This is a genomic window from Roseibium album (genome assembly GCF_965233825.1).
Lineage (GTDB): Bacteria > Pseudomonadota > Alphaproteobacteria > Rhizobiales > Stappiaceae > Roseibium > Roseibium album.
The window spans coordinates 5,211,076-5,236,914 of record NZ_OZ247583.1 but is presented as its reverse complement, the minus strand read 5'-3'; the positions used below and the strand labels follow the sequence as shown (position 1 = coordinate 5,236,914).

Sequence of the window (25,839 nt, the reverse complement as noted above, 5' to 3'; positions counted from 1 at the left end):
CATGAAAAAGGCATTGATAGTCCTTGTCGTGCTCGCTGTCATTGCAGCGGGTGCCGGATGGGGCCTCTCCGCACCTACGCGGATGACCGAACAGCAGGCAGCTGCGCTGAAGACAGGTGACCCGGTGAAGGGGGAACTCGTATTCTGGGCTGGCGGTTGCGCTTCGTGTCATGCGGCAAAGGATGCAAAGGGCGAAGATCTGCTCAATCTTGGTGGCGGATTGCGGCTGGAAACTCCATTCGGTGTCTTCGTTGCACCGAACATCTCTTCCAGTGAGGCCGATGGCATCGGTGCCTGGTCCTTGACGGATTTCGCCAATGCCATGACACACGGAACATCGCCGGATGGGGCAAACTATTACCCGGCGTTTCCCTATTCGTCATATGCGCGGATGTCGGTCGAAGACCTTGGCGACCTTTACGCGTTTTTCAATACGCTGCCCTCGGTCGAGGGCAAGGCCCCGGGGCATGAACTCGGGTTCCCGTTCAACATTCGCCGCGGTCTTGGTCTCTGGAAACGCCTCTTTCTGAATCCGGAGCCTGTGATAGCTGCACCGGTTTCCGGCAACGAGGTTGATCAGGCGCTGTGGGACAGGGGGCGATATCTGGTGGAAGGTCCCGGACACTGCGGGGAGTGCCACACAGCACGTGATATTGCCGGCGGGCTGATTCTCTCGCATTGGCTCGGCGGTGCACCGGCACCGACAGGTGAAGGCCGGATACCCGACATTACACCTGTTGAAGGTAAGTTCGGCAGTTGGAGCGCGGCGGACATTGCTTACTATCTGGAGAGCGGGTTCACGCCGGAATATGATTCTGTCGGTGGGGAGATGGTCAAGGTCCAGGAAAACATGGCCCGGCTTCCTGCAAGTGACCGGGAAGCGATTGCGGCTTATCTCAAGGCGATTCCGGTCGTCGCTCCGACAGCAAATTGACAGCTGAATTGTCCCGGATTATCGAGGTCCGATGACATTCGATAATAGCGTCACCATCACATCTGTTGAAACGGGTCCAGACCTTGAGGCTGTAAAGGTCCTGTTCCGGGCCTATGTCGACTGGCTGGACATCGACTTGTCCTATCAGGGTTTCGAAGAAGAGCTTGCGGGGATGCCGGGCAAGTATGCACCGCCGAAGGGTGCGCTCTTTGTCGCGAAGGATTCGGGGAGCAATGTCTTGGGATGCGTCGGTCTAAGAGCCTTCGATGAAGATGGCAGATGCGAGATGAAGCGGCTTTACGTTTTGCCGGCCGGTCGCGGCAAGGGTGTCGGCGCAACTCTCGTTTCCCAAATTCTGGAAACCGCGGTTGAAGCCGGCTATCGCGAGATGCTGCTCGATACGCTGCCGACGATGACCGGTGCGATAAAGCTCTACAAAGCTGCCGGCTTCGAGGAAATACCCGCCTATTACAAGACGCCGATCCGCGAGACTGTGTTCTTTCGAAAAGCCCTCTAGGGTCTGAAAGGCTTGCGACTGGCGGCTGCTGTCAACGACAGGACGCCGTTCGCTGCCTCATAGTCCGAAGATGGCCTCCATTTCGACACGCAAATCCGGAGAAAACAGGCCTGCGACCATCACCAGCGAACTGGCAGGCACGTTTTTGCCATATGCTTCCGTTAGGGCATGGCGAATGCCGGGAATGTCGGATGGATCGGTAACAAACACGGTGACCTTGACAAGGTCCGAGAGTGTTTTGCCGTACTGCCCTGCGAGAAAACTCAGCTGCGAAAGAGTTGCGTGCGTCTGCTCCTCTGCCGATGCTGCCTGAGCCTGCGTTCCAAACGCGGTGAAACCAGACGTGAAGATTGTGTTTTCATGACGAACCGCGTGTGTATAGGGACCGACGGGCATTCCCAGGTCTTCGAAGTTTTGGCGTGAAATGGTCATTGATGCTCCAAGGTATCAGGGCAGGTACTTTGCGAAGATGCCGGTAATTTTCTGAACGACCGGGCTGAGAAAGAAGGCGGCAATGGCTGCGGCCGGCCACGCCAGACGAAATGCCTCCATCCATTGGCCCAGGAAGGCGTCGCTCCAGCCAAGATTGAGAAAAGTCACCCAGCAGGACATCACGAAAGACAGGCCGAACGACATGAAAAAAGTGGAAATCAGCCTGTGTTTCATGGCTGTCTCAGCTTGAAATCGCACCTGAGGTCTCGCCGATTTCGGTGAGTTCCTCGATATAGTTCACCTCGGTCAGGTCCTGCGCGAGATAGGCTTTCGTGTGATCAGCCTCGAAATGATCGGCAAGCGCCTGTTTGTCCGTCCAGCATTCCCAGAGCGTGAATTTTCCAGACTCCTTTAGGTTCTGGCGAATTTCAAAAAAAATGCAGCCGGGTTCACTCCGGGTCTGTTCCGTCAGGAGGCGAAGGCCTTGTTCTGCCTTGTCGAGATTCGCACCGTCCTTGAGTTCGATTCCGGCGCTGATGAAATATCCAGGCATTGATCTCTCCTTGCTTGTGGGATCATGGGAGATCTATTGATTTCTATTTCATCAATCTATATCAAAAATAGAGAGTTTAAATTCCGAAAATGAAATCATGCTGGACGATATCTCACTGTTTGTTCACATTGCCCAGTGCCGGAGCCTTTCAGCTGCAGCAGGCAGGCTGAACGTTCCGGCTGCCACGGTCACCCGGCGGTTGAAGCGGCTTGAAGAAACGCTTGGCGTCAGGCTGGTGCACAGATCAGCCCGAAAGTTTACCCTGACATCGGAAGGCGAAGCCTATTACCGGTCGCTTGCCGAGCTGATGTTTCAGGCTGAAAACACGCTGGAAGGCCTGAATGCGGATCTGCACAAAATTCGCGGGCCCTTGCGTGTCGCCGCACCGACAAATGCCTCCATAGGCATATTGTCACCGATGTGGTCGGATTTCGTGAAACAACATCCCGAAATCAGGCTTTCTCTCGGCCTGAGCAACGATAACCGGGATCTCAGGGAGAACCGGTTCGATCTGGCGCTTCGTTTCGGCGCGCAATCGGATCCGGCACTTTACCAGAAGCGGATCGGCAGCGTTGCCACCATGATGGTGGCCGCGCCGAAGTATCTGACGGAAAATGGAGAGCCGAAGGAGCTGGACGATTTACGCCACCACAAGCTGATCTGGGTCTCGTCGCTTCCGCACTGGCAGCTAAGGAATACCGGAACGGCCTCGGAGGAAACGATTTACCTCAACGCGGATATAGCCGTTGACGACATAACGTTGGCACGACAATTCGTTGCCGATGGTCACGGGATTGCGCTATTGCCGGTCACCGAAACGTCTTCCGCAATCGATGCCGGTCGTCTCCGGATCGTACTGCCAAAATGGACCGGACAGTTGCGCAATGCCTATCTGGTCTGGCCGACCGGACGATTGTTGAGTGCGCGCGCAAAATGCCTTTGCGATCACATCGAAGCTTTCATGGCCGCACGCAAGGTGCTGCAGGGCGGTGTTCCGCTCTGAAAACGCCCTAGGCTGTATGGGGGTTGCACCTGATGAAGCGTGGAACATCGATATAGGACCGCATGACCGAGAGCCAGGCCTGACACTCCTGTTGTGTTTTGAAGCAGCCGGCCTGAGAGATCTGGTATCTATTGCTGAAATCGTAAACGACGCCACTTGCAATTCCCTTCCAGCCGGTCCCGGAAAAGTTGCGGCAGTCGTACTGGGTATTCTGCGTATAGGGCAGGTTCTGCCGGGTCTTGTTGAATGTCGGTGCAAACAGGAGATCGGAAGGGGTTTGAAACTGCTGTTGGCAGGCTGCAAGGCCGATGGCTGCGACGGCGACAAGGAAACTCCGGCACGTTGCCTTGAACCTGCGGGAAACTTGCGTGCGCGTGCGGAATTGGCGATCCATCGAATGCTCCAGCGAATGTTTCTCTTTTGGGCGCATGGCGCATCAAGAGACTGTTTTGCAATGCAAATCACTTGAGCGGAAGAGCGCGGCAAAATCAAGACACGAACAGCGGAACCTCCTCCGTTCGGGCAGACGGAGGAGGCATTTTCCGGTTTCGTTGAGATCGATCGTTTTCGAGAGGCTGACGGCCCTCATCAGGAAAACGGGTCGACATTTGGCAGGTTGAAATCGAACGGGTCGTTCAGGCCCTGGTCCGCGTCGTCCCAGGCCTGGTAATGTCCCTCTTCCCGGAGTTTCAGGAGAACGGCCTCAATCTGGTCGTTTACGGAACCGAACGCATCCCACGCATCGCCCATGTTTGCGGCGAAACGGGCGATTTCGTCGTTGAAGCCCTGCGGCAGCTGGTCGAAACTGATCTGATCGAGATCGGAGAACAGGAACATCGTTTCGTCTTCGAACAGGAACTCGCGACCAATTCCGTTCATGTCGATGATTTCACCTTCGAACATGACCGAAATCGTCATTTCGTAAAATCCGAAATCATTTCTCTGAATATCGATCATGTATTCAAACGCCATGGAGAATTCTTCGATTCCGTAGTCGTGAGCTTGTCCCGCGACCTCGAGCATCTGTTCGTATCCGAAGGACGTCAGAAGCGGATTGCCGTCCGCGTCGAACGCCTCTGTCTGGATCGAAGTGAAGACCTCGGCGTTCAATTCGACATACAGTTCCCTGAACTGGTTGTCGTAAAAGCTGCCCTCGAACCGGTAGGCGAGGCCACTCTGGTATTCGACCGCGACCTCTTGTCCGTTGAAGGTCATGGTCTTGATCTCGGTCGTGCGCTCCTCGCTCAGCGCCATGATATCGAGCCTCCCGGCATCCGACCGGAACGTATAGCCCGCCATGTCGAGCGCGAAATTCACCTGCTGATGGCCGGCGCCACCGGCAGATTCAACCGCGGATCCGATAGAGCCCTGCGGCCCCTCGATTAGATCCCCGGTTGGAAGATTGTCCTTGCCCTCCAGGTCATAGGGGTCAAGGTCCAGGAAAGGCGGTTCGTATGCCGATGGTCCGTTTTCCGAATTCGCCGATGGTGCATTCTGTGTTCCCGGTTCATTGACCGGAGCGCCTGGCGGACCGCTCTTAGTCACATCCACGGCGTTTGCCGCCAGGTCGATGAGTTTTTGATCCAGCAGTTCGTCAAAATTGGTAAAGTTCGTATTCGTAAATCTGGTATGTGTATTCATAATGGCTCCTCTCCGAAAATATATGACGTTATGCGGGTTTTATTTGAAATAAACCTGCTAATCGAAAATTGGTGGGAGGAAAACTGTCTTCAACTAAAATGTTTTTCATTAAAAAACAGAAATAATTCGGTTTTCGTATTAATCGAAGGTGAGGTGTGTTTTGAAATATTAGAAAAAATTCCGCTAATTTTTTTGGTTACCGGAATACTTGAGCGGATTCTTGACGGTTGAAGTCAAAAGGAAAAAGCCGGCGTCCAGGACGCCGGCCTCAGGAATTCGACAGGTTTGATAGATCAGTTGACGTTGATCCAACGCAGCACCAGAAAATTGTCGGCACGCTGGGTCAGGTCGACATTGGACTTCGAACCCCAAAGAAGCGGCTGGATATGGAGCGGAACATAGACCACGTCGTCGCGGATGATCTTTGCCACTTCATCCAGCATGGCCTGACGTTTATCAGCGTCAATTTCCTTCTGGATCTGAGGAAGAAGTTCATCGACGCGGGCGTTTGAATACTGCCCGAAATTCCAGCTGCCGAGCTTTTTCTCGTCATTCTTGGTGGTAACAAGAAAGCGGACCGGGTGTTCGGCATCGAACGTGCCAGGGGACCAGCCAAGCAGGTACATGTCGAAGTTCCCCGCACGCAGTTCGGGCCAGTAGCTGCGTACCGGCATTGCGTTTAGATCCGCCTTCATGCCGGCTTGTGTCAGCATGGCGGCCATTGCCTTGCAAAGTGCCTCATCGTTGATATAGCGGTCATTCGGACACTTCAGCCCGAAGGAAAATCCATCCGGATATCCCGCTTCCGCCAGAAGTGCCCTGGCGCCGTCGGGATCATAGCCGATGCGGTCGGTCGCCGCATCGCTATGGCCTTTCATCTGAGGGCTGACAAGCTGAGTCGCAACTTCGGCGTTGCCGCGCATGATCTTGTCGACCAGGGCTTCGGCGTTGATCGCCTTCTGCACGGCTTCGCGAACCTTCACGTCCTGGAAGGGGTTCTTGTCCGTGGTCTCGTCAGAATATTTGAGGGCGTCGTGATTGTGACCGAAACCGAGCACGATTACCCGGGCCTCGATGCCCTGGTGCAAGGTCAGTCCGTCCTGGTTTTCAATGCGACCGACATCCTGGACCGGCACCGGATTGATCAGGTCGACCTGGCCGCTCAACAGACCGGCGACCGCTGTTGCCGGATTGGCAATCGGCAGGAAGGTCGCCTTGGTCAGATTATGCTCCGGTTCATCCCACCAGCCTTCAAACGGTTCCAGAACGGTCTGCACACCAGGTTCGCGGGACGCAAGCATGAAGGGGCCGGTACCGTTGGTATTCAGCGTCGCGTATGTCTCCTCGTCCTTGGCCGGGCGCACTGCATTGTTTGCTTCAGCCCATCCCTTGTCCAGGATCATGAAGTTGGCGATGGAGTCGGGAAAAATCGGGTTGGGTGCATGGGTGAGGAAATCGACCGTGTAGTCATCAACGATCTTGACCTCCTTGACCGGTGCGAACCACGAACTTGTATCGGCCGCTTCCGAAGAGGCGCGTTCATAAGAAAAGAGCACGTCTTCCGCAGTCAGGTCCGAACCGTCATGGAATTTGACACCTTCGCGCAAATGGAAACGCCAGCCGTCTCCGCCAAGCGGCTCCCAGCTTTCCGCGAGAGATCCTTCGATCTGCATGTTCTTGTCACGGCGGACAAGGCCTTCGTAGACATTGTTCAGAAAGCCGAGGACCGGCGCGGAGTTGACCGCATGGGGATCCATGGTTTGCGGGTCGGTTGGAGAGGACCAGCGCAATTCGGCAGCGCTTGCAAGCGAGACAGTTGAGAGCAGGGCGGCGGCAAGTGTAATACTGGCAGCGTATGAAGAACCCCGGCGCAATGACTTGGTCATGACATCCCCTTTGCGTGTCGTTGTAACGTTATATTGAAAACAACCTAAGCTATTTCGCCGCAAAAGAAATACCGGACCTGATTGCAGGTCCGGTCCGGGTCTCAAAAAAATGTGATGCCTGAGGAGAGCCTAGGCCTTGCCGGTCACCATCAGTGCAAAGGCCTGAACCAACGCGACTTCCTTCAACCTGTCAAAGCGCCCGGAAGCGCCTCCGTGGCCAGCCTCCATGTTGGTTTTCAGCATCAAAAGGCTGTCGCCGGACTTGACGGCACGGAGCTTGGCGACCCATTTCGCCGGTTCCCAGTAGGTGACCCGAGGATCGGTGAGGCCTGCGACCGCCAGAATTGCGGGATAGTTCTTCGCGCCGACATTGTCATAAGGCGAATAGGACGCAATGTACTCGTATGCGGTCTTGTCCGTGATCGGATTGCCCCATTCCGGCCATTCAGGCGGCGTCAGGGGAAGAGTGTCGTCCAACATGGTTTCGAGCACGTCGACAAACGGCACTTCGGCAATGATGCCACCGAACTTATCAGGTGCCATGTTTGAAACTGCGCCCATCAGCATGCCGCCCGCGGAGCCACCCTGTGCCACAATGCGGTCGTGTACGGTGAATTTCTCCGCAACGAGATGATCTGCTGCCGCGATAAAGTCGGTAAAGGTGTTTTTCTTGGTCTCGCGTCTGCCGTCCTTGTACCAGCGAAAACCCTTGTCCTTGCCGCCGCGGATATGAGCGATCGCATAGACGAAACCGCGATCCACCAGGGACAGCGAATTTGTGTTGAAACTGGCCGGAATGGTGATGCCGTACGAGCCATAGCCGTAGAGCAGCAGTGGCGCTGATCCGTCGAGCTTCGTATCCTTGTGGTAAAGGATCGACACGGGCACCGTTTCGCCGTCAGCAGCCGGGGCCATGAGCCTGCGCGTGACGTAGTCGGACGCATCGTGGCCAGAGGGAACTTCCTGTTCCTTGCGAAGGAGGCGCTCACGGGTTTGCACGTCGTAATCGAAGGTTTGTGACGGTGTCGTCATGGACGAATAACTGAAGCGGATCACCGTTGTGTCGAATTCATAGCCGCCGCCGAGACCCAAAGAATAGGCCTCTTCATCAAACTCCACCGAATGCTCGATGTTGTCTGCCAGCCTGCGGATGACGATGCGCGGCAGACCGTCTTCGCGTTCCAGCCGCGTCATGAAGGTCTTGTAGACGCAGTGCGACAGGATCAGGCACCCGGGCTTGTGCTGGACGAGATCCGACCAGAATTCCCGACCCGGTGTTGCCTTGGGCGCGGTGACGATCTTGAAGTCTTCCGCGTCTCCCAGGTTGGTCAGGATGTAGAGCGTGTCACCGTGATCTTCGACCGAGTATTCAACACCGGTATCGCGCGGCGCAATCAAAACCGGAGGGAGCTCGGGCTGGTCGGCAGGGATCATCCAGACCTCGGAGGTCTCGTGATCATGGATGTCAATCAGGATCGTGTCGCCGGACTGGGTCTTGCCGACCCCCATGAAGAAACCTGCATCCTCTTCTTCGTGAACCAGCACATCGCCTGCAGGATCGGTTCCGATTTCGTGGCGGAAGAGTTTTGACGGTCTGTGGTTGTCGTCAAGCCGGACATAAAACACAAATCTGCCGTCGGTGGAAAACACACCACCGCCACCGGTGTCGGCGATGCTGTAGTCCAGATCCTTTCCAGATGCCACGTCGCGGATCTGGAGAGAGTAGTATTCCGAACCCTTGTCGTCATAGGCCCAGGCAAGCAACTTGTGGTCTGGAGACTGGCTAGCGCCGCCGATCCTGAAATACGCCTTACCGTCTGCTTCCTTGTCGCCATGCAAAAGTATTGTTTCTTCACCGCCATCGCGCGGTGTGCGAAAGAAAATCGGTTGCTGACCGCCGGTTTCGAACTTCATGCCATAAGCGAATTTGCCGTCGGGGGCAGGGACGGAGCTGTCGTCTTCCTTGATCCGGCCCCGCATTTCGGCAAAGAGCTTTTCCTGAAGCTCCCTGGTCGGTTCCATGATGGCGTCCTGATAGGCGTTTTCCGCCTCCAGATAGGCACGGATATCGGGATCCAGTACGGAAGGATCGCGCATCACCTCCTGCCAATTGTCCGCACGCAGCCAACCATAGTCGTCCTGCCGGGAGATGCCGTGGGTCTGATGGGTTTGAGGGCGCGCCTGCGCGCGCGGGGAGAAAGCATCCTGTTTCATGGCAAAGGAGGTAGGATTTTTGGGATTTGTTGGCAAGTGACATTGTGTTCAGAAATGTCGAAGATTTGCAGAGCGAGGCTTTCAGTTGGCGCGCTGATCCAGCTCCTGCTACGGTGAAACATTATCTCGGGTTAGTTGGTGACAAAGGAGAGTTGCATGTACCGGATGGTCCTCAACGTCGCCGCCGCAGCGATGACATGTTTTTCAGTTGCGCACGCAGAAACAATGCCCTTGTCAGAAAATCTGATCGGTCTCACCAGTCCGGAGGGACAAACACTTCTCCTGGGGTCGGAAGCGAGTAACGACTACTTCCCTCTAAGCATCCATTTCACGACACAGGATAATCCGGCTTATTGCGGGCCGGCTACGATTGCCATGGTGCTTAATGCGTTGAACGTACCGCGTCCGGCTTCCAAGATGACACTCGGGCTTGGCATGTTCGACCAGGAGAACATTTTCACACCAGCCGCCACCGCCGTGAAACCGGCTGCTTCGATCGTGAATCCGCCATACGGGATGACGCTTGACGAGCTCGGCGGTATTTTTGCCGCACATGATCTCGTCGTTGACGTGGTTCATGCGTCCGATTCCGATCTGGATACGTTTCGCAAGACCGCGGTCTCCCAGCTTCGGGACAATGACAAGTTCATTCTTGTGAATTACCTGCGAAAGTCCATCGGCCAGGAATCCGGCGGCCATATCTCGCCACTCGGCGCCTATGATGAAGACAGCGACCGTTTCCTCATCCTGGACGTGTCACGGTACAAGTACCCTCCGGTCTGGGTCGAGGCAGCAACGCTGTTTGATGCAATGAATACGGTCGACGCCGACAATGACGGCAATACCCGGGGATATGTCAGCGTTGGTCACTGAACGGAGCAATCAGGGCTTCAACTTGATCGCCGGCTCTGTAACTGCCACCTGTGCGGGCAGCTGGTACGGCAGGTGGCTTCCGAAGCGTCGAGTGGCATATCGCGAGTAATACCGGAATGACGCGACACGATTGCAACTTGCGCAGTTTTACGACTCAGTCCTGCTTCCACGTTTGCGCCAGCTATCGATACCGTACCGGATAGCGGAGAAAGCAGCGACGATAAGAAACTGCGTTAGCTGCCATCCGGACGGCAAATCCCACTGGCGGGGTATCGTGAACGGCAAGATCTGTGATGCCAATAGGACAAAAAAACTGGCGGCAGCAAGAAGCCAAATCCATTTCTCCGGAAGCATCAAAACAAGTACACCAACGAAGACGCAGAATGCTATCGTCATCCCGAAAATCCGATTCTTATAAATATTTCAGCAGCATGACCTTGAATTCTTCTGCAGCTCACTTGATGCCTGCTTTTAATCGAGATCTTTTCAGGAGACAACTTTGGGTGCGAGATATCTGTCGGAACGCTCGGTTCGTTGAATTTCAGGGCAGCGTCCCCTCAATGAGTCAGATTTCCGATAGCAAGCCGTACAAGCCGCGTGTTGCTGCATTTTAGATCGATATCCGGGGAGCAGACGTTCGAATTTGCCGGCTGCCATCCCAAAGTCATGGGATACCTCCGAGCGCGGTATTTTGCCACTTTGGCGCGATGTTTACACCGCTCAAATACAAGATTCACGAAATCGCACCTGATCTGCAATTCTGGGGTTACGAAGGCGGAAATGTGTTGGCCGCAATCGCCGGTGCCGGTGGTTTTTTTGCGTTTTACGAAGGGCTTCGCTCTGTAAGCGAAATCCCAGCCGACAATCTTTGGTCTACAGTTGCGACCGCCTTTTCCACCTATCCCGATATCATTGTGACCGCGGGTCTGGCGGTTATCGTTCTTCTGACGATATTCCTGGGAAGATTTTTGAGGGCTCCAGACAGTGGGCAGGCTAAAATCTGGATTGACAGAACGTCATCTCTGGCCGGGATCGGACTGGTTCTTGGTGCGCTCTATTTCGGAGCCAGCTGGATCACATTCACAGCGGTCAGTTTTGTTTCCGCGTCTGCATTATTACGATTGTGCCGCACCAGTCCGGTGTTTTTGAAACTCGGCGGACTGATGCTGGCAGCGGGCGGTTTCGGCCTTGCCGGCTATGGATTGAGCACCGTGCAAGACACCCAATCGGCCCTGTTGCCGGGATTGACCGTGCTCACAGGTATTTACGTGTTTTTCGCGAGCCTCATGACGTATCAGGGCGGGATTTACGAATGCAATGCCATTCAGGAAGAGCTCGGAGGCGCGCCTTCTTCAAATGATCCCTTTCGGACGGACGGGCTGCTCGCGCGATTGCTGGTTTCCCGGCTGGATCGGCCGATCGGCGTTTTGGTAAAGCGCATCGCCCTGCCATCCGTATTTTGGGTGTCGAGAAATACCAAGTCGACGGCGCCATTTTTGACATCCATGTGGACACGGTTGCCGTGGAGAGTGTTGACCGGCATTGCCGCAGTTGCGACTGGTACGACGGTCGGTGTTCTATTCGGGGTCGCAAACATGCTTTGGGCGGTTGGCGATGTCGCAATCGGCTCTCTGGATTGGAAGCTAGCAGAGACCTGATACATTTGACGGGGTGACAAAATGTCTTGAAAATCTTACGCTGCGTGAAGCGGAGTGTCTGTGTGAGGCAGCATTCGCTGATTTGTGATCTTATTGCTTGTTCGAATGCATTTTAAAACAACAAACTAAATCGCCTGTGATGACTGCATTTAAGTGATTGTCAGGCGAAATCTTAAAAAAATATATGACGACCCTCCTAGTTCTTCATTCAATTTGTTTGGAGAAATATTTTCGTGAATATTGAAATCTATAAAGAAAACACTCTTTGCATTGTTCGTCCGACCGGGCGCATTGATCTGGTTACTTTGGAAGACTTTGAAGCAACCCTTTTGGACCTGATGGAAACCTCTTCGACAAGCTTGCTGATCGATATGGGCAGAGTCACATTTCTTGCGGGTGCCGGACTGGGGGTTCTTCTTGCGATCGCGATGCGATTGCGCCGTCAAGCCGGCCAGTTGGGAGTGTTCGGTCTATCGGGACGGGTGCAGGAAGTATTCGAGTTGTCCGGATTTGTTTCCGTCCTCGATATTCATCCGGACGAAGTCAGCGCACGCGGAGAAGTCCGCTGATGTCGACCCAAGCGATGATCGCCGCGACCATGTTTGCGGGACTGGGTCTGTTTTTCTTCGCGATGCATTTTCTTTGCGTCAATCTCAAACGCCTGGCCGATCAGAAACTGAAACAGCGAATCGCAAGGCTGACGTCATCAGCTCCTGCGGGGCTCTCTGTCGGTGCAATCCTGATCGTCCTGACACAAAGCGGAACTGCTGCAGTGTTCCTGCTCGTCGGCCTGTTGCGTGCCGGCATGCTGACGTTGAAACAGGTGCAACCTGTCATCCTGGGGCTCAATTTGGGAGCCGGCCTGATCGTCCTGTTTCTGACAATGGATATTCGGATTGCCGTCCTGCTGCTGATCGGGGCCACCGGGGTTCTCTACGCTTTCGGCCCGCGGCACAAAGAACAGATCACAGGTGCTGCGATCGGTGTCGGTTTGCTGTTTCTCGGTCTGCAGATCATGCGGGATGCCGCTTCGCAGCTTGAAACACAGGCTTGGTTTGTTCATTTCGTTGAATCGATTGCCGGAGTGCCGCTGCTGGCATTTTTTGCCGGCATTGTTCTGACGCTGTTTGCGCAATCATCGATTGCCGTTTCTGCAGTCATGATTGTTTTCCTGCAATCCGGTCTTCTGGGTCTGCAGGACGGGATCATGTTTGTCTATGGTGCCAATGTCGGTGGCTCTATTTTGATGATGTTGTTGTCAATCAACTTGTCGGGCGTGCAAAGACAGGTAGCTCTTTACAAGTTCGGATTGAACATAGGTTCTGCGCTGATACTTGTGCCGCTGTTCTACCTGGAGACCATGACCGGATTGCCATTGGTCATTTTCCTTGTTTCAAGTCTGAGCGACAATCCGGGGACGCAGGCGGCTTTGGCATATGTCCTGTTCAACGTGTTGCCCGTGCTGGTTCTCTTGTTGCTGCTCAACCAGAGTGCCGATCTGCTCAGGAGGATCAGTCCGCAAACCCGGGTCGAAGTCGGCGCCATGCCAAAACACCTGGTTCCGCCGTTCCCTGAACCGGCATGCATTGCGCAACGGCTTGTCGAACTGGAGTTGATCCGGTTGCTTCAACTGATCGCCGACGGATTTGACTGCTTGCGTGTTGGACGAAAATCCGGAGATCTGCATGAAAACCTGGAGGCAACCGCAGCACTTCACAAGATTATCGAGGAAGCCGTCAACGATATCGCGGCAAGACGAACGCTTTTGCCTGAAGACCATGAGCGGATCGATATGCTGGTACGCATCCTCTATACGGTCGGGGCTATGCGCGACACCCTAAAGGACCTTGGGTCCGAAATTGCCTATCTGCGCAGACAACGACCAGAGCTGACGTTTTCGGACTCCGCGATCGAGGGACTGGACGCCATACTCAGCGTGCTGATCTCGATCGCGCATGACCGGGATGCGGATACTCTTGAAATTCTTGCACGGCTGACCTCCAAAAGGGGCAACGGCATCAACGCGATCAAGGTCGCTTATCTTCAGGACGAAAATCTTCTGAAGATGCGGGACCGCGGCCGTTTGCTGAACGCGATGAATCTATGTGAGCGATTGATCTGGCTATTTGGCGAGACGGGCAGGGCATATGGACGAGTGGGCCGCAGCCAGGTTGAAGTTCTTTCCTGCGTTTTCGAGACGCAGGCCGGACTCAAACGGCAGCGCGCATAGAGACAGACGGGCTCAATGCAGCGAGATCGGCATGGTAAAGGAAACGACGGTACCGTCACTCGTGGAGACGATGTCGAGGCTTCCGTCAAGTTCGCTGGCGCGCCTGCGGATGTTCTTCAGACCGTGCCCGTTGTTTGCTGCGTGCTGAAAACCGCGGCCGTCGTCCTCAATGTTGATCTTCAGCATCTGCCTGGGCTCGGCCTGTAGTGAAAACCGGACCTTAACCTTGCTGGCGCCGGAGTGTTTGACTGCATTGGTCGTGGCCTCCTGCAGGATGCGCAGTATGTTGAGTGCGTGCGAAGGGTTGAGACCCTCTATTGCCGGAATATCAATCATCTGCCAGTCGAGTTCTATGTCGTGTAGCGCCAGTTGTTGTTCTGCGCGCTCCCGAAAAGTTCCAAGCATCCCGGATATGTCGTTTTCCACATCGAGAGATCCGATCAGCATCCTCAGTTCCTCAAGCGCCGCCTGTGCCGAGGTCTCGATCTGATCGGGATTGGATTCGCCCATTCTGCTCATCGCGATGATCGACATCAGTTGACCTCCAAGACCATCATGAACGTCGCGCATTATCCGCCGGCGTTCATCGTGCAATGCCTGCTTTCCCTCAAGAATCTGGCGCTGTGAGAAAGTTTCCCGAAGCTGGTTTTCCTTGTCCGCAATTCGCTCCTCCAGCGTGCTGACGAGATCGTCGACATGGTTCATCGAATGGATGAGACGCTGGAAGAAAATGACACTCAAGGAGGGCAGAATAAGGATGTAGACAATCCGGAAATGCAGGAAATTGCTGTCCGGTGTCACATTGGCAATGATCAGGGTGTCGTGAACGACGAGACCACAGGAGCAAAGCGCGGCAATGAGAAGAAGCGCGCATTCCCAACTGCGCTGCCATATGGCTGCACGCACGAGTACAAAGATCGTCCAGCAAACGATCACCAGCGAAAACGGCACAACGATAAACCTGTCGAGATAATCGAAAACAGGAGAAGGCAGGACAAGGAAGCCAATGGTTGAAAGCGCCGGAAGAACAAAGAGATACCAGGCCGGGAAGGGCAGTTTCCGGTTTGCGAGACTGATGTTGAACAGCAAACCTATAACGGTAAGCCAGAAATTCACCACATAGCCGAGAAGTGCGATTGCGTGCGAGATATCGACAGAGCTGGGCAGATAGATCGGAATGCCGTGAAGACTGCTGAAAAGCAGCAATATTGCGCAATAAAGTGCGGCTGGTTCGTGTTTGCGACTGATCCAGAGTATCAACAACAGCAGTGCCAGCAGCAATTGCCAGAATACGATCAACTCCGGCAGGCGAACGGCGCGCAGATAGTGCCATTCAAAGCTGTTGCGCAAAAGGCTCGACGGACCAATATAGACGTCGCTCAAAAAGCCCACCAGTTTGCCGCCCGGGGTCATGTCGATTTCGAGCTGGTTGATACCCGGTTTCAATGTTCCGCCGGAAAAGAGAGCAAAATACGGAATACTTTGATCGGGGATCAGGTCTCCACTCAAAAGCCCTCCGGTTGAAAGCTCCGTACCGTTGACCCGTACCGTAATCTGACCGGAGTAGTTGGGGACATAGACACCCCAGCGTCCGTCCCCGGTCCGGTATCTGAATTCGGAACGATAGACGCCTGCTTCGGCGGGACGTTCGGGATGAGAACGCCAGTTGTCCGGTAGCGCGACCTCGGTCTGTTGATCCTGAGCAGCGCCTTGCTGAAAAGTCATTGTCGTCAGCGGCGCGACACCTTGTGGCAGAGGAAGCATTTCGAAGGCGAGCACGAGCGTGATCACGATGGTGCCGAGCGCCCACAGGAAAAGCACGACAGGATGCTGCCAGACGGTCTTGTTGTTCGCTGAAGTGTTCAAGAGATGTTGATCAATCCACGCTGAATGGCTTCGAAAACAGCTTCGCCACGAGAATTGACTTCAAGCTTCCGATAAATGTTCTTGATGTGCGTCGGTACCGTGTTGCTTGAAATGCCGAGTTTCTCCGCAACATCCTTGTACGTGAAACCCTTGGCAATGCCCCAAAGTATATCCATCTCCCGTTTGGTCAGGAGTTCATCGGACTGATTGTCCTTTTCGGTCCCTTGTACGATTTGAATAATGAAACGCGCGACCGATGTGGAGATTGGCGACTTACCGGCGACAAGTTGTTTGACGGACTGTGCGATATCGAGGGGGCGGGAATCCTTCAAAAGGAAACCGGACGCACCGCTTGCAATGGCTGTTACGACGCTTTGTTCGTCACCCAGAACGGAAATGACCATAATTTCCATTTCAGGGTGCGTTTTTCTGGCTTGCCGAATCAGATCGAAGCCGTGGCCGTCTGGCAGTTTCAGGTCCGTGATCAACACATCCGCTGGAATGGTGTCGATGGCTTTGGAACCTTCGGCATAACTGGCGCAGGCTGCACGAACCGTAAAATCACCCTCTGACCCGATGCTCGTCTGCAAGGACTGCAACATGACCGGATCGTCTTCCACGAGAATGATATCGACCTCACGGTCAGTCATTTCAGCACCTGCAAAACACACGTTGAGCTATTGGAACATGATTATCAAAACCGGCGCCATCCCATATTGAGAGGATAGCGTAAGATCTCAATTCTCACCTATTCTGCAATCGGGCGTTGAGCAGCCGCCCTCGATACTGAAACCTGGACCTTGAACAGCTGAAGAAACACTCAGCTGTTCAGGGTCATTTTTTTGAGCATATTTAGTTTTTGCGTGTTGTTCAATCTGCCAGGAAACGTCATGACAACCCCTTAATGCATCACGAACGTGACTGCAGCATTGCCAATTCCTCGCGCCGTTGTCCTTGCGTCAAATGAATTGGCCGTTCCATTACTTTGCGCGAATGACAGACAGCGTTGGCCTGATGCAATCCGTTGGACCGTTTGCCGCCCGGTGTCTCGATTGACGGTTCGGAAAGACGCTGATCTTCATTGCGACCCAGCTTTTGGTTTTCCGGTCCGCAGGTATGAAAACCGCGTTCCGGACCTTGCAGGAGATCATTTCACCGGCGCGGGTTTCAGCTTTTGCGAGCGCGCGACGCCACGAATGACCAGGAGCGCACGCCAATAGTTGAAGACCCCGCCCAGCAGGAAAAGGATGCTGCCGGTCAGATACAAAAACGCCAGATAAGAAAAAAGTTCACGCGCATCGGATTTGCTTTCAATCGTCCAGAGATAAGGCACAGACGCAACGGCAAACAGCACCGATCCGGTCACAAAGGACAAGGCTGTCAGGTTCATCAATTGAAGCTTGATCAGAGATCCGGCAGTGATGATTTGCAGGACATTCACAACCGCACCGACCACAAACAGGAGACTGCCGACAACAAAACAGTACGCGCCCGCCTCGGTGGCATCATACCGTTTCAGGAAACAGACACTTCCGACAATGAAAAGGATCGTTCCAGTGACGTATGTGAGTGCAGCCAGGGTTTCCAGTCTGTCCCAGACAGAGGGTTCACCTTCACGGTGGCGACCCGCGTTGAAAACTTCCAGAAGGTCGTGTCCTGTGACTACGAGATAGAGCACGGAACCCGCGATGAAGGACCAGGCGCCGATATCTGCGTATTTCGCGAAGGCTGGAAAAAACAGTACGCTGCCGATGATGAAAATCACCCCGCCGATCTTGTAGAGCGCGGCGTTGAGACTTTCCCAGACAAGGTCCTTGCGTACGGTTTCGTGCTTGGCCAGCAGATCGAAATTTCTGGGCCTGTTGAGAAATAGATGCGGCATCGCGAAAAGCTATCAGCTGTTGACCGGGTCTGTATATGTTTGTTGTCCCAGGGGCCTTCAATGTGTCTGCAAGACAGGCGAACCTACTTGTAGACCACAGTGTTGGTCGCATTCTCAAGGCGAAGCGTTGACGCAGCCTTGCTGTCTGCATTCACGAAGAGGATAGCGTCAGCAGCGTCGATTTCGTCGATCGGCAACTTGTTTGGCTGAACATCGTCCAGCAGAATTTTCGCCGCCAATTCCGCTGCTGCCTCTCCTCGCTCACGATACTCTGTACCAAAGGCGAGCGTTATTCCTTCGTCGATATAGGCCGTTGACGATCCGATGCTGACGAGGTCGTCCGGAATGATCTCCTTGAGGATCCCGGAATGTGCGATGAACGACGATGAAGCGGTGACGTAAAGCGCGTCGACGCCTTCAAGCTGCGGGATCAGAGATGAAAGCTGAAGATCGGTTTCGTCCGCATCCGGTGCAAAGCGAAGCCGCTTGGGAGTGATGCCGAGTTTTTCTGCTGCAATCGTGAGGTGGTCGGCCTCTGAGACAGCGTTGTTTTCCCGCGGATCAAACAGGATCGCCATGGTTTGGACAGGGTGAATTTTTCGAAACAACTCCAGGTTCACGTCCGGTGACAGGGACATCTTGGCACCGGTCATGCCGGGGGGCGGGCAATCCAGGGACCCGACCAGTCCGACACCGACCGGGTCGGCCACGATATTGAACACACGGGGCACATTTGCGATGTCGAAATTATTGACTGTCTGCGTGACGGTCGTTCCGAAGGTGTAGATCAGGTCCCGTGTTTTCAGAACGTCGAGATTTTCCCGTAAAAACCCGGCCAGTTCTGTCTGGTCACGGTTTGCGTCAAAGTGATCAATGTCGGCATCGATGCCAAGTTCGCCCAGTTTTTCGACGAACCCTTCTTCGGCAGGCGTGAGGCCACGCCAAGTGATCATCAATATGGATTTGGTGTCATCGGCTGCCTCACCGAATACCGGGGTAAGAACCACTGCAACCAAGATCATACAACTAGTAATCAGGTTTTTCATCTTCGGGTGGCGGTCTCTCTTTTATGCAATCAATTTGGAAGTTTGCCCGGTGAGTAGAAGATTATTCGGATTATGCTTGGTATCAATGCCCATTTTCTTTTTCTTTGGCGCTATAAATTTCAAGGGGAAGGACTGGATACCGCATATACTGTCTTGAATTGAACGCAACCAATGTTCGCGAGCTCGCGCATTCACACTTTTTCACCGGCGATGATCCGGTCATGCATGAGGTGCTGGACTATCGTCTGGGCGGCTGGTCGAAACCATTCCTGTCTTGAGGTCCTGACATTTGATTGTGGCTCCACATGATCGAGAAGTCTTGTTCCAACGAAGCCCGCTCAATCCCTCCCGGCTACATCTGCACGGCACTGTTGGTTCTTTGGACTCTTGTCGAGTTGGACCGCGGCAACAAGGTAACAGAAACGGTTCAAACCAGCTGAAATTGCCATATGTCGCTGCCTGGAAGACACAGGTCGGTTTGTCGATTGACAGCTTCCTCAATTTCAGCCAATCAATGGTCTTATGGTTCTCGTATCCGGAGCCGGATCGGGATTAAAAGGGAACACGGTGCGGCGTAGCCAAAAGGCACCAAGTCCGTGACTGCCCCCGCAACTGTGAGCGGTGAGCAAACCTGAAAGCGCCACTGGGGAGACCCCGGGAAGGATCAGGCAAGCCATGACCCGCAAGTCAGGAGACCTGCCATTTCATCACAAACTTCAACCCGGACGGGGTGTTCCGGAGGAGCGGATGGCATGGCAAAACAGCGATCGCTGACAGAGTTAGACCTTCGGTTCCTGCAAGCCCCGTGTAATCGCGGAGGGCGAAATGAACCGGACCAGAAACGAAAATGCTGATTTCATACCCGTTTTTCTAGCCAAGGCCGGTGCTTTGGGCGAACGCGCAGCCAGAGCCATGTGCCCCAATGGCTGCAGATTTCCGCTTGCATCGAAAAGTGAACGTAATGTAATAACATTACATAAGTTGCGACATAGCCTTTTAAATGAGGTGCAGATTCCGGATCGGCGGTCTGATCATGAACAATCGGGCAGCTCGGATTCGGGCGGTGACAAACACGTGGAAACGTCGGGGATGGCAGATGAGTCGTGAATCGCACAAGATATTCGTCTGTACGTCCTGCAGGCACAATGGCAGCGACTTTCGGCCGGGTTTTGAACTGATCGCCAAGCTGCGGGAGGCCTTGACCTGCGCCTTACCGGTTGCCGGAAACGACTTTGAAGTTTCAGGTATCGCGTGCATGGCAGGATGCTCACGGCCCTGCACGGTTGCCTACAGAGCCAATGAAAAGGCGACTTATCTTTTCGGTGACATCGATCCGGAGACGGATATTGATGATCTGGTTGCCTTTGCCCGGCAGTACAGGGTTCTGGCGAATGGCTGGTGCAACTCTGCGGACCGTCCCGGCAAACTCCGGCGATCGGCACTCGCGCGCATACCGGCCGCAATGAGCGTGACCGAAGCAGATACGGCAACCGTTTCATGAGTGGCGCGGCCCTTTCGGCCAGGCAGGCCGGATGGCGCGCGGGGCAGGGCAATACCATCCTGCATCCCGTCAGTTTCGATCTCGCCGCAGGCCAGGTTCTGGGACTGGCCGGTGCCAACGGTGCGGGCAAATCCACGCTTCTGCGTCTACTTTATCGTTTTCACAGGCCGAGTACCGGTGCGATCTTTCTCGACGGTCAGGATATCTGGAAAATGTCCGCGAGATCGACCGCCAAGAAAGTTGCTGCCGTCCTGCAGGAGCAGCCCACTGATTTTGCATTGACCGTCCGGGAGATCGTCGCACTGGGCCGCCGTCCGCACGGGACGGGGTTTGCCGGAAATGGCAGCGACGACTTCGAAATTACCGAAGGTGCCCTGGACCGGATGGGATTGCTGCCGCTCGCCGCGCGATCCTTCGGAACGCTTTCCGGTGGCGAGCGCCAGCGGGTGATGGTTGCCCGTGCACTTGCCCAGGAGCCCGAATTGCTCATTCTGGATGAGCCGACCAACCACCTGGACATTCGCCACCAGCTGGAAATCGTTGCGCTGATATCCAGCCTCAACATCACTATCGTCACAAGCCTGCACGATCTGAACCTTGCCGGCCGCGTCTGCGACCGCGTCCTGTTGCTGCACAAAGGGGCGGCGGTCGCGTTCGGAGAACCGGAAGACGTTCTGACACCGGACCACATCGAAAAAGCCTATTCCGTGCAGGCGCGACTGGAACAACTTGCGCCGAGCGAACAAGCACATCTTACCTTTCATCTTTAAGTACCGGAGAATTCCATGAAACGTTTGGCAATCGGCCTCGCGACCACCGTTTTTGCAGGATCTGCGCTGGCACAGACCACGGTAAAAAGCTGCGATCGAGAAGTGACATTCGACGCTCCGCCAATGGCGGCCGTTTCCAATGATGTCAACCTCACCGAAATGATGCTCGTTCTCGGCCTCCGCGATCATATGGTTGGCTATACCGGCATTTCAGGATGGAAAACGCTCGATGAGGAAATGCGTGACGGCGTATTGGAACTACCGGAACTTTCCGCAAAGTATCCAACCAAGGAAGTCCTGATTGGCGCTGATGCGGACTTCTACTTCGCCGGCTGGAACTACGGCATGAAGGTCGGTGGAGAGGTGACCCCGGAAACGCTCGAGCCCTTCGGCATTCAGGTCTACGAACTGACCGAATCGTGCATCCACATCGGTGAAAAACCGAAAGTGTCGATGGCGGATATGTATAATGACCTGATCAATCTGGGTAAGATCTTCGGTGTCGAAGATCAGGCACATGATCTGGTCGCCGGTTACAAGGCCGAACTCGATAGCTATAAATCTTCTTTAAGACCCGGCGATAAGCCTCTGAAAATATTTGTCTATGATAGTGGTGAAGATAGACCGTTCACCGCAGGGCGTTATGCCATGCCAACGGCACTCATTGAAGCTGCGGGGGGTGTCAATGTACTTGACGATTTCGAAAAGAGCTGGGCCAAGATCGACTGGGAAACCGTGGTCGAAAAGGACCCGGAATTCATCGTTATCGTAAACTACGGAAACGTGACGGCTGAGCAGAAGAGAGATTTCATGATGCAGAATCCTGCATTGGCTGAAATCGACGCCGTCAGGAACGACCGGTTCGTTACGCTCGAATATGTCGAGGCGACACCTGGTCCGCGCAACATCAAAGCTATCAAGAAACTGGCAGAAGCCTTCTGGGGAGAGTAAACCTTGTTGCAGCGACCGACCGCGGAAATATCGAGGGACAGCGTGCAGAAAAGCAGTTCGCCGCCATCAAGCTGGGGGTTCGGCCTCATGCTGATGACCGGCGGGCTTGTGCTGATCATTTCCGTGGTCGTGGCCGTCTCGGTGGGGGCCATTTCGGTCCCGGCCAGTACGGTGTTCGGGGTCGTTGCCAACAAACTGTTGCCCGGCGCCGTCGAAATCGACTGGTCCAGGGGAAGAGAGGCAATTGTCTGGGACATCCGGCTTCCGCGCACATTGCTGGCCGGTTTTGTCGGTGCAGGCCTTGCTATTGTGGGTGCCGCGCTGCAATCGGTCACCCGTAATCCGCTCGCGGACCCGCACCTGCTCGGTATTTCGTCCGGAGGTGCGGCAGGGGCGATCCTGGCTCTTTTGCACACGGGACTGTTCCTGGGGCTGCTGACGGTTCCTCTAATGGCATTCGCGGGCGCGCTCGTCGCAACGCTCATCGTGCTCGGGGTTACGCATTTTGCCTCCGCAACAAGCGCCGACAGACTGGTTCTGGCAGGTGTCGCTGTTTCCTTCATCATCATGTCCCTGGCAAACATCATGATTTTCATGGGAGATCCGCGCGCGACACATACGGTTGTGTTCTGGATGCTGGGCGGACTTGGGCTGGCGCAGTGGAACCACCTGTTGTTTCCTCTCGGCATACTCGTGCTGACTGTCCCCTATCTTCTGGCGAAGGCGGCAGACCTCAATGCGATGACCATCGGAGACGAAACCGCGTCCACGCTCGGCATCCCCGTGGCGCGGTTCCGGCTGGTCGTGTTCGTGGTCGGCGCCTTGATCACCGGCGTGATGGTTGCCTTTTCGGGCATCATCGGATTCGTCGGGCTCATGATCCCGCATATCGCGCGGTTTCTTGTGGGGGGAAGCTACAGGCGTGTTCTGCCTGCCAGCCTGCTTTTGGGGGCGATATTCCTCATCTGGGCCGATATCCTGGCACGGACGCTCATGTCACCGGAAGACATGCCGATCGGCATCGTGACCGGCCTGATCGGCGGAGTGTTCTTCATATTCCTGTTGCGATCGCGGGCCGGGAGCGGCGGCCGCTGAACAGGATGAAGACCATGATCGCCATGTTGAGGAAATTCCAGGCGATACCATTGAGGAATGCTGCCTGGTAGGAACCGGTCAGGTCATAGATCAGACCGGACATCCAGCCACCCAGGGCCATGCCGAGGATCGTTGACATCATGACAAGTCCGACACGCTGCCCGGCTTCGCGCGCGGGCAGATATTCCCGCACAATGACCGCATAGCTGGGAACGATGCCGCCCTGCGACAGGCCAAAGATCAGCGACACAAGGTAAAGCGACGCGAGCCCGTTGAATGGAATGTAGAGGAAGAGAGCGGCGCATTGCAGGACCGACCCGATCAGAAGTGTCCACACGCCACCGATTTTGTCGGCGAGATATCCCGACAAAAGGCGACTGACGACACCGGCCCCTGTCATCAGGGCAATCATGTCGGCGCCAGGCGCAATTCCGTATCCAAGGTCCACGCAATAGGCGACGATATGCACTTGCGGCATGGACATTGCCACGCAGCAACCAAGACCGGCGACCACAAGGAGGAATTGCAGCGCAGTCGGAGAGAGACCGCTCGGCTGACCGCCGAAAGTGTTGCCGGAGGGCAGGGCGCTCAGGGCGGACGCGGGTGGCGGGCGGCGCAAGGCCAGCGCGAGCGGGACCATCAGCACCACACAAAGCGCACCGATCAACAGGTAGGTTTCTCGCCAGTCGTTGCTGACAAGGCTCCATTTAATGAAGGACGGCCAGAGAACCCCCGCAAGATAGTTGCCGCTTGCCGCGCAGGCTACCGCAAGTCCCCTGCGTTTCAGGAACCAGTGCGAGACGTCGGCCACGAGCGGGCCAAACGTTGCCGCTGTTCCGAGGCCGATCAATACGCCCTGGGCCACCGTAAACAGCAGGATATTCGGAGAAACGGCGGCAAGTGCAAAACCCGCTCCCAAAAACAGAGCAGACGCGATGACGGGTGGGACGATGCCGAACCTGTCGACAAATCGCCCGAGAATATAGTTTCCAACGGCAAAACCGACCATTGTTGCCGTGTAGGGAAGCGACGCACCGGCCCGGTCAACACCGAAATCCGTCTGAACGTCCGGAAGCACAATCACGACCACCCACATTCCGGCACCGCCTACGGTGCTCAAAAGAATTGAGATCGCGAGACGGAACCAGGCATAGGGCCCGTCTTGAACGTAAGGATCTGACACGGGTTGACCGGACATCTTTGGCTTTCAAACTGGGTATAGCCACCTGCGTATCAGGTTCGATGAAACCGGGCCAACAAATATCCTTGAAGTGATTGAGCAATTTCCTGAATGAATGGCCGGAGACATCAGCATGTCTCCGGCACTGCTGCAACAAATTCAGATAAACTCACCGTTTAGGCGGACGACAGCAACTCGGCGACAAACGTTGAAACAGGTTTGGTCGGGCGTCTTATCAAGGCGCGAAGCGCCGTTGAAGCATTGTAAAGTTCTCCGGAAGCTGCTCCCCGGTCCGCATCGGAAATCGCCCTGGCAAACGCCTCCGGCAAGCCTGCACCCATGAGAACGCCGGCGTAGTCGTCCTCGGTCAGGTTTTGAAAAGGTATGTTCCGGCCGGTCTGTCTTGAAATTTCCGCTGCAAGCTCCGACAGGCTGATGGACTGATCTCCGGCAAGTTCCATCACCCGCGTCGACAGGTCGGCACCCGAAACAACGCGTGCGGCCGCCTCGGCGTAGTCTTCGCGTCCTGCAACAGAAATTCTGCCGTCTCCACTTGCACCGACAACAGCACCGTGCTGAAGCGCCGCTGCAACGGTGCCCGCATAGTTTTCAAGATACCATCCGTTCCGGAGAACCGCATGGGCGATACCGCTTTTTGACAGAATACTCTCGGTGTCGATGTGCTCGGCGGCGAGAACGAGGCTGGAGTTGGGTACATTCAGCAAGCTCGTATAGGTGATGAAACTCACACCTGCTGACTTCGCGGCCTCGATAACTGCAGCATGTTGGGCGACCCGATGGCCGATCTCCGAGCCGGAAATCAGAAGCAGACGTGTGACACCTGCAAGACCTTCGGCAAGGCCGGAAGGATCGTTGTAGTCGAAACGCGACACACTGATCTGGCTGCTGACGAGATCCTGCGCTTTGTCCGGCGAGCGGACCAATGCCCGGACGGGTTCATGGGTGAGGCTCGAAAGATGTTTCAGGACAAGGCGTCCGAGTTGGCCACTGGCACCCGTGACTGCAATCATTGAATGTCTCCTGGATTTCTGACTGAGGATCAATCGGATGCAGCCCATGTAGACTCAAAACTTACTTTTTGTTAGTACGTACAAAAAGGTTAGTTTTGAGATTGCAGGTTCCATGAAGGAAAAAAGTCTGACGAAGCTGGAGAACATGGACGTATCGGTGCCGGATAGGACGAACAGCGACGGGCAGGCATTGTCGGAAATGTTGCGGCGAGGGGAGTTGTTCAATCAGAATTGTCCTTCCCGGGAGATCCTGAAACATCTCACCAGCCGCTGGGGTGTGCTGGTGCTGATCGCGCTGCTGGATCGTGATCACCGGTTTTCGGACCTCAGACGCAAGGTCGGGGGCGTCAGTGAAAAGATGTTGGCACAAACACTCCAGACGCTGGAAGCAGATGGTTTCGTGAACCGCTTTTCGCATCCGGTCGTGCCGCCGCACGTTGACTACAGCCTGACGCCGATCGGGCGTGAAGTTGCCTTGAAAGTGAGAGATTTTGCCGACTGGATCGAAGTGAATATCACGCGCATCCTGTCATCAAGATCGGTGAGTGGAGCCGCATCGGAATAGGGCCGGGGTTT

General features: G+C 55.0%; 25 protein-coding genes and 1 riboswitch. Of the genes, 12 read left to right on the top strand and 13 right to left on the bottom strand.

The window, feature by feature from the left end; translation table 11 throughout:
* The first annotated feature begins 1 nt into the window (after position 1).
* Entirely contained in the window at positions 2-934 is a 933-nt protein-coding gene (locus ACO6TI_RS24040; protein WP_104702020.1) for a c-type cytochrome, read from the top strand.
* A gap of 31 nt (positions 935-965) precedes the next feature.
* Positions 966-1,451, top strand: a complete 486-nt coding sequence (locus ACO6TI_RS24035; protein ID WP_196900626.1) for a GNAT family N-acetyltransferase — start codon at positions 966-968, stop codon at positions 1,449-1,451.
* 57 nt (positions 1,452-1,508) lie between these two features.
* Here the strand turns inward: ACO6TI_RS24035 and ACO6TI_RS24030 are convergent, their stop codons facing one another.
* The 3 genes from ACO6TI_RS24030 to ACO6TI_RS24020 are packed head-to-tail and all read right to left on the bottom strand — an operon-like array spanning position 1,509 to position 2,436.
* On the bottom strand, positions 1,509-1,883 hold the full coding sequence (locus ACO6TI_RS24030) for a RidA family protein (RefSeq protein ID WP_055116246.1): 375 nt from the start codon (positions 1,881-1,883) through the stop codon (positions 1,509-1,511).
* A 15-nt stretch (positions 1,884-1,898) separates the two neighbouring features.
* Positions 1,899-2,117 (bottom strand): DUF2798 domain-containing protein, encoded by a 219-nt coding sequence (locus ACO6TI_RS24025; RefSeq protein ID WP_055116245.1) that lies wholly within the window; start codon positions 2,115-2,117, stop codon positions 1,899-1,901.
* 7 nt (positions 2,118-2,124) lie between these two features.
* The gene (locus ACO6TI_RS24020) at positions 2,125-2,436 is read right to left on the bottom strand and encodes a putative quinol monooxygenase (RefSeq protein WP_422383517.1); all 312 of its coding nucleotides are present in this window, start codon (positions 2,434-2,436) and stop codon (positions 2,125-2,127) included.
* A 97-nt stretch (positions 2,437-2,533) separates the two neighbouring features.
* Here ACO6TI_RS24020 and ACO6TI_RS24015 point away from each other — a divergent pair, with 97 nt between their 5' ends.
* Positions 2,534-3,439, top strand: coding sequence for a LysR family transcriptional regulator (locus tag ACO6TI_RS24015; RefSeq protein WP_348315100.1), 906 nt, complete (start codon positions 2,534-2,536; stop codon positions 3,437-3,439).
* A gap of 7 nt (positions 3,440-3,446) precedes the next feature.
* Here ACO6TI_RS24015 and ACO6TI_RS24010 read toward each other — a convergent pair whose 3' ends face one another.
* From ACO6TI_RS24010 to ACO6TI_RS23995, 4 genes are all read right to left on the bottom strand, one after another.
* On the bottom strand, positions 3,447-3,833 hold the full coding sequence (locus ACO6TI_RS24010) for a hypothetical protein (RefSeq protein ID WP_144435999.1): 387 nt from the start codon (positions 3,831-3,833) through the stop codon (positions 3,447-3,449).
* Positions 3,834-4,027: 194 nt separating this feature from the next.
* Entirely contained in the window at positions 4,028-5,080 is a 1,053-nt protein-coding gene (locus ACO6TI_RS24005; protein ID WP_422383516.1) for a hypothetical protein, read from the bottom strand.
* 293 nt (positions 5,081-5,373) lie between these two features.
* Positions 5,374-6,966 carry an ABC transporter substrate-binding protein gene (locus tag ACO6TI_RS24000; RefSeq protein WP_422383515.1) on the bottom strand — a complete coding sequence of 531 codons (1,593 nt, stop codon included), beginning with the start codon at positions 6,964-6,966 and terminating at the stop codon, positions 5,374-5,376.
* Between the two features lie 129 nt (positions 6,967-7,095).
* Positions 7,096-9,180, bottom strand: coding sequence for a S9 family peptidase (locus ACO6TI_RS23995; RefSeq protein WP_422383514.1), 2,085 nt, complete (start codon positions 9,178-9,180; stop codon positions 7,096-7,098).
* 156 nt (positions 9,181-9,336) lie between these two features.
* Here ACO6TI_RS23995 and ACO6TI_RS23990 point away from each other — a divergent pair, with 156 nt between their 5' ends.
* From ACO6TI_RS23990 to ACO6TI_RS23975, 4 genes are all read left to right on the top strand, one after another.
* Entirely contained in the window at positions 9,337-10,053 is a 717-nt protein-coding gene (locus ACO6TI_RS23990; protein WP_422383513.1) for a phytochelatin synthase family protein, read from the top strand.
* Positions 10,054-10,760: 707 nt separating this feature from the next.
* Complete coding sequence (locus ACO6TI_RS23985) at positions 10,761-11,711, top strand: hypothetical protein (RefSeq protein ID WP_104702011.1); 951 nt, start codon at positions 10,761-10,763, stop codon at positions 11,709-11,711.
* Between the two features lie 233 nt (positions 11,712-11,944).
* Entirely contained in the window at positions 11,945-12,280 is a 336-nt protein-coding gene (locus ACO6TI_RS23980) for an STAS domain-containing protein (RefSeq protein WP_055116225.1), read from the top strand.
* Positions 12,280-13,941: a Na/Pi cotransporter family protein gene (locus tag ACO6TI_RS23975; RefSeq protein ID WP_422383512.1), complete on the top strand. Its 1,662-nt coding sequence runs from the start codon at positions 12,280-12,282 to the stop codon at positions 13,939-13,941. The genes ACO6TI_RS23980 and ACO6TI_RS23975 overlap by 1 nt, the downstream gene beginning before the upstream one ends.
* 12 nt (positions 13,942-13,953) lie before the next feature.
* On the opposite strand, the gene ACO6TI_RS23970 is transcribed toward ACO6TI_RS23975, so the two are convergent.
* The 4 genes from ACO6TI_RS23970 to ACO6TI_RS23955 all read right to left on the bottom strand — a co-directional run bounded on the left by ACO6TI_RS23970 (position 13,954) and on the right by ACO6TI_RS23955 (position 18,711).
* Complete coding sequence (locus ACO6TI_RS23970; protein ID WP_422383511.1) at positions 13,954-15,807, bottom strand: ATP-binding protein; 1,854 nt, start codon at positions 15,805-15,807, stop codon at positions 13,954-13,956.
* Positions 15,804-16,457, bottom strand: a complete 654-nt coding sequence (locus ACO6TI_RS23965; RefSeq protein WP_350185642.1) for a response regulator transcription factor — start codon at positions 16,455-16,457, stop codon at positions 15,804-15,806. The genes ACO6TI_RS23970 and ACO6TI_RS23965 overlap by 4 nt, the downstream gene beginning before the upstream one ends.
* A gap of 497 nt (positions 16,458-16,954) precedes the next feature.
* Positions 16,955-17,689, bottom strand: a complete 735-nt coding sequence (locus ACO6TI_RS23960; protein WP_422383510.1) for a YrhK family protein — start codon at positions 17,687-17,689, stop codon at positions 16,955-16,957.
* Between the two features lie 83 nt (positions 17,690-17,772).
* The gene (locus ACO6TI_RS23955; RefSeq protein ID WP_422383509.1) at positions 17,773-18,711 is read right to left on the bottom strand and encodes an ABC transporter substrate binding protein; all 939 of its coding nucleotides are present in this window, start codon (positions 18,709-18,711) and stop codon (positions 17,773-17,775) included.
* A 530-nt stretch (positions 18,712-19,241) separates the two neighbouring features.
* A riboswitch (cobalamin riboswitch) is annotated at positions 19,242-19,453 on the top strand.
* A 378-nt stretch (positions 19,454-19,831) separates the two neighbouring features.
* On the opposite strand from ACO6TI_RS23955, the gene ACO6TI_RS23950 reads away from it, so the two are divergent.
* The 4 genes from ACO6TI_RS23950 to ACO6TI_RS23935 all read left to right on the top strand — a co-directional run bounded on the left by ACO6TI_RS23950 (position 19,832) and on the right by ACO6TI_RS23935 (position 23,052).
* Positions 19,832-20,236 carry a DUF1636 family protein gene (locus ACO6TI_RS23950; RefSeq protein WP_422383508.1) on the top strand — a complete coding sequence of 135 codons (405 nt, stop codon included), beginning with the start codon at positions 19,832-19,834 and terminating at the stop codon, positions 20,234-20,236.
* Positions 20,233-21,006: an ABC transporter ATP-binding protein gene (locus ACO6TI_RS23945; RefSeq protein WP_104702004.1), complete on the top strand. Its 774-nt coding sequence runs from the start codon at positions 20,233-20,235 to the stop codon at positions 21,004-21,006. The genes ACO6TI_RS23950 and ACO6TI_RS23945 overlap by 4 nt, the downstream gene beginning before the upstream one ends.
* Before the next feature lie 15 nt (positions 21,007-21,021).
* Positions 21,022-21,957, top strand: a complete 936-nt coding sequence (locus tag ACO6TI_RS23940; protein ID WP_422383507.1) for an ABC transporter substrate-binding protein — start codon at positions 21,022-21,024, stop codon at positions 21,955-21,957.
* A gap of 87 nt (positions 21,958-22,044) precedes the next feature.
* On the top strand, positions 22,045-23,052 hold the full coding sequence (locus ACO6TI_RS23935; RefSeq protein ID WP_104702002.1) for a FecCD family ABC transporter permease: 1,008 nt from the start codon (positions 22,045-22,047) through the stop codon (positions 23,050-23,052).
* Here the strand turns inward: ACO6TI_RS23935 and ACO6TI_RS23930 are convergent.
* Together ACO6TI_RS23930 and ACO6TI_RS23925 are read right to left on the bottom strand one after the other, a co-directional pair.
* Positions 23,009-24,250 carry an MFS transporter gene (locus tag ACO6TI_RS23930; RefSeq protein WP_422383506.1) on the bottom strand — a complete coding sequence of 414 codons (1,242 nt, stop codon included), beginning with the start codon at positions 24,248-24,250 and terminating at the stop codon, positions 23,009-23,011. The genes ACO6TI_RS23935 and ACO6TI_RS23930 overlap by 44 nt on opposite strands.
* Before the next feature lie 158 nt (positions 24,251-24,408).
* On the bottom strand, positions 24,409-25,263 hold the full coding sequence (locus tag ACO6TI_RS23925) for an SDR family oxidoreductase (protein WP_422383505.1): 855 nt from the start codon (positions 25,261-25,263) through the stop codon (positions 24,409-24,411).
* Between the two features lie 145 nt (positions 25,264-25,408).
* Between ACO6TI_RS23925 and ACO6TI_RS23920 the strand changes: the two genes are divergently transcribed.
* Positions 25,409-25,828 (top strand): winged helix-turn-helix transcriptional regulator, encoded by a 420-nt coding sequence (locus ACO6TI_RS23920; protein WP_055116896.1) that lies wholly within the window; start codon positions 25,409-25,411, stop codon positions 25,826-25,828.
* Positions 25,829-25,839: the final 11 nt, after the last annotated feature.

Excerpts from the sequence above, each read along its gene's own strand:
- ACO6TI_RS24040 (WP_104702020.1), top strand. The coding sequence starts at position 2 with ATGAAAAAGGCATTGATAGTCCTTGTCGTGCTCGCTGTCATTGCAGCG.
- ACO6TI_RS24035 (WP_196900626.1), top strand. The coding sequence starts at position 966 with ATGACATTCGATAATAGCGTCACCATCACATCTGTTGAAACGGGTCCA.
- ACO6TI_RS24030 (WP_055116246.1), bottom strand. The coding sequence starts at position 1,883 with ATGACCATTTCACGCCAAAACTTCGAAGACCTGGGAATGCCCGTCGGT.
- ACO6TI_RS24025 (WP_055116245.1), bottom strand. The coding sequence starts at position 2,117 with ATGAAACACAGGCTGATTTCCACTTTTTTCATGTCGTTCGGCCTGTCT.
- ACO6TI_RS24020 (WP_422383517.1), bottom strand. The coding sequence starts at position 2,436 with ATGCCTGGATATTTCATCAGCGCCGGAATCGAACTCAAGGACGGTGCG.
- ACO6TI_RS24015 (WP_348315100.1), top strand. The coding sequence starts at position 2,534 with ATGCTGGACGATATCTCACTGTTTGTTCACATTGCCCAGTGCCGGAGC.
- ACO6TI_RS24010 (WP_144435999.1), bottom strand. The coding sequence starts at position 3,833 with ATGGATCGCCAATTCCGCACGCGCACGCAAGTTTCCCGCAGGTTCAAG.
- ACO6TI_RS24005 (WP_422383516.1), bottom strand. The coding sequence starts at position 5,080 with ATGAATACACATACCAGATTTACGAATACGAACTTTACCAATTTTGAC.
- ACO6TI_RS24000 (WP_422383515.1), bottom strand. The coding sequence starts at position 6,966 with ATGACCAAGTCATTGCGCCGGGGTTCTTCATACGCTGCCAGTATTACA.
- ACO6TI_RS23995 (WP_422383514.1), bottom strand. The coding sequence starts at position 9,180 with ATGAAACAGGATGCTTTCTCCCCGCGCGCGCAGGCGCGCCCTCAAACC.
- ACO6TI_RS23990 (WP_422383513.1), top strand. The coding sequence starts at position 9,337 with ATGTACCGGATGGTCCTCAACGTCGCCGCCGCAGCGATGACATGTTTT.
- ACO6TI_RS23985 (WP_104702011.1), top strand. The coding sequence starts at position 10,761 with ATGTTTACACCGCTCAAATACAAGATTCACGAAATCGCACCTGATCTG.
- ACO6TI_RS23975 (WP_422383512.1), top strand. The coding sequence starts at position 12,280 with ATGTCGACCCAAGCGATGATCGCCGCGACCATGTTTGCGGGACTGGGT.
- ACO6TI_RS23965 (WP_350185642.1), bottom strand. The coding sequence starts at position 16,457 with ATGACTGACCGTGAGGTCGATATCATTCTCGTGGAAGACGATCCGGTC.
- ACO6TI_RS23960 (WP_422383510.1), bottom strand. The coding sequence starts at position 17,689 with ATGCCGCATCTATTTCTCAACAGGCCCAGAAATTTCGATCTGCTGGCC.
- ACO6TI_RS23955 (WP_422383509.1), bottom strand. The coding sequence starts at position 18,711 with ATGATCTTGGTTGCAGTGGTTCTTACCCCGGTATTCGGTGAGGCAGCC.
- ACO6TI_RS23950 (WP_422383508.1), top strand. The coding sequence starts at position 19,832 with ATGAGTCGTGAATCGCACAAGATATTCGTCTGTACGTCCTGCAGGCAC.
- ACO6TI_RS23945 (WP_104702004.1), top strand. The coding sequence starts at position 20,233 with ATGAGTGGCGCGGCCCTTTCGGCCAGGCAGGCCGGATGGCGCGCGGGG.
- ACO6TI_RS23940 (WP_422383507.1), top strand. The coding sequence starts at position 21,022 with ATGAAACGTTTGGCAATCGGCCTCGCGACCACCGTTTTTGCAGGATCT.
- ACO6TI_RS23935 (WP_104702002.1), top strand. The coding sequence starts at position 22,045 with ATGCTGATGACCGGCGGGCTTGTGCTGATCATTTCCGTGGTCGTGGCC.
- ACO6TI_RS23930 (WP_422383506.1), bottom strand. The coding sequence starts at position 24,250 with ATGTCCGGTCAACCCGTGTCAGATCCTTACGTTCAAGACGGGCCCTAT.
- ACO6TI_RS23925 (WP_422383505.1), bottom strand. The coding sequence starts at position 25,263 with ATGATTGCAGTCACGGGTGCCAGTGGCCAACTCGGACGCCTTGTCCTG.
- ACO6TI_RS23920 (WP_055116896.1), top strand. The coding sequence starts at position 25,409 with ATGGACGTATCGGTGCCGGATAGGACGAACAGCGACGGGCAGGCATTG.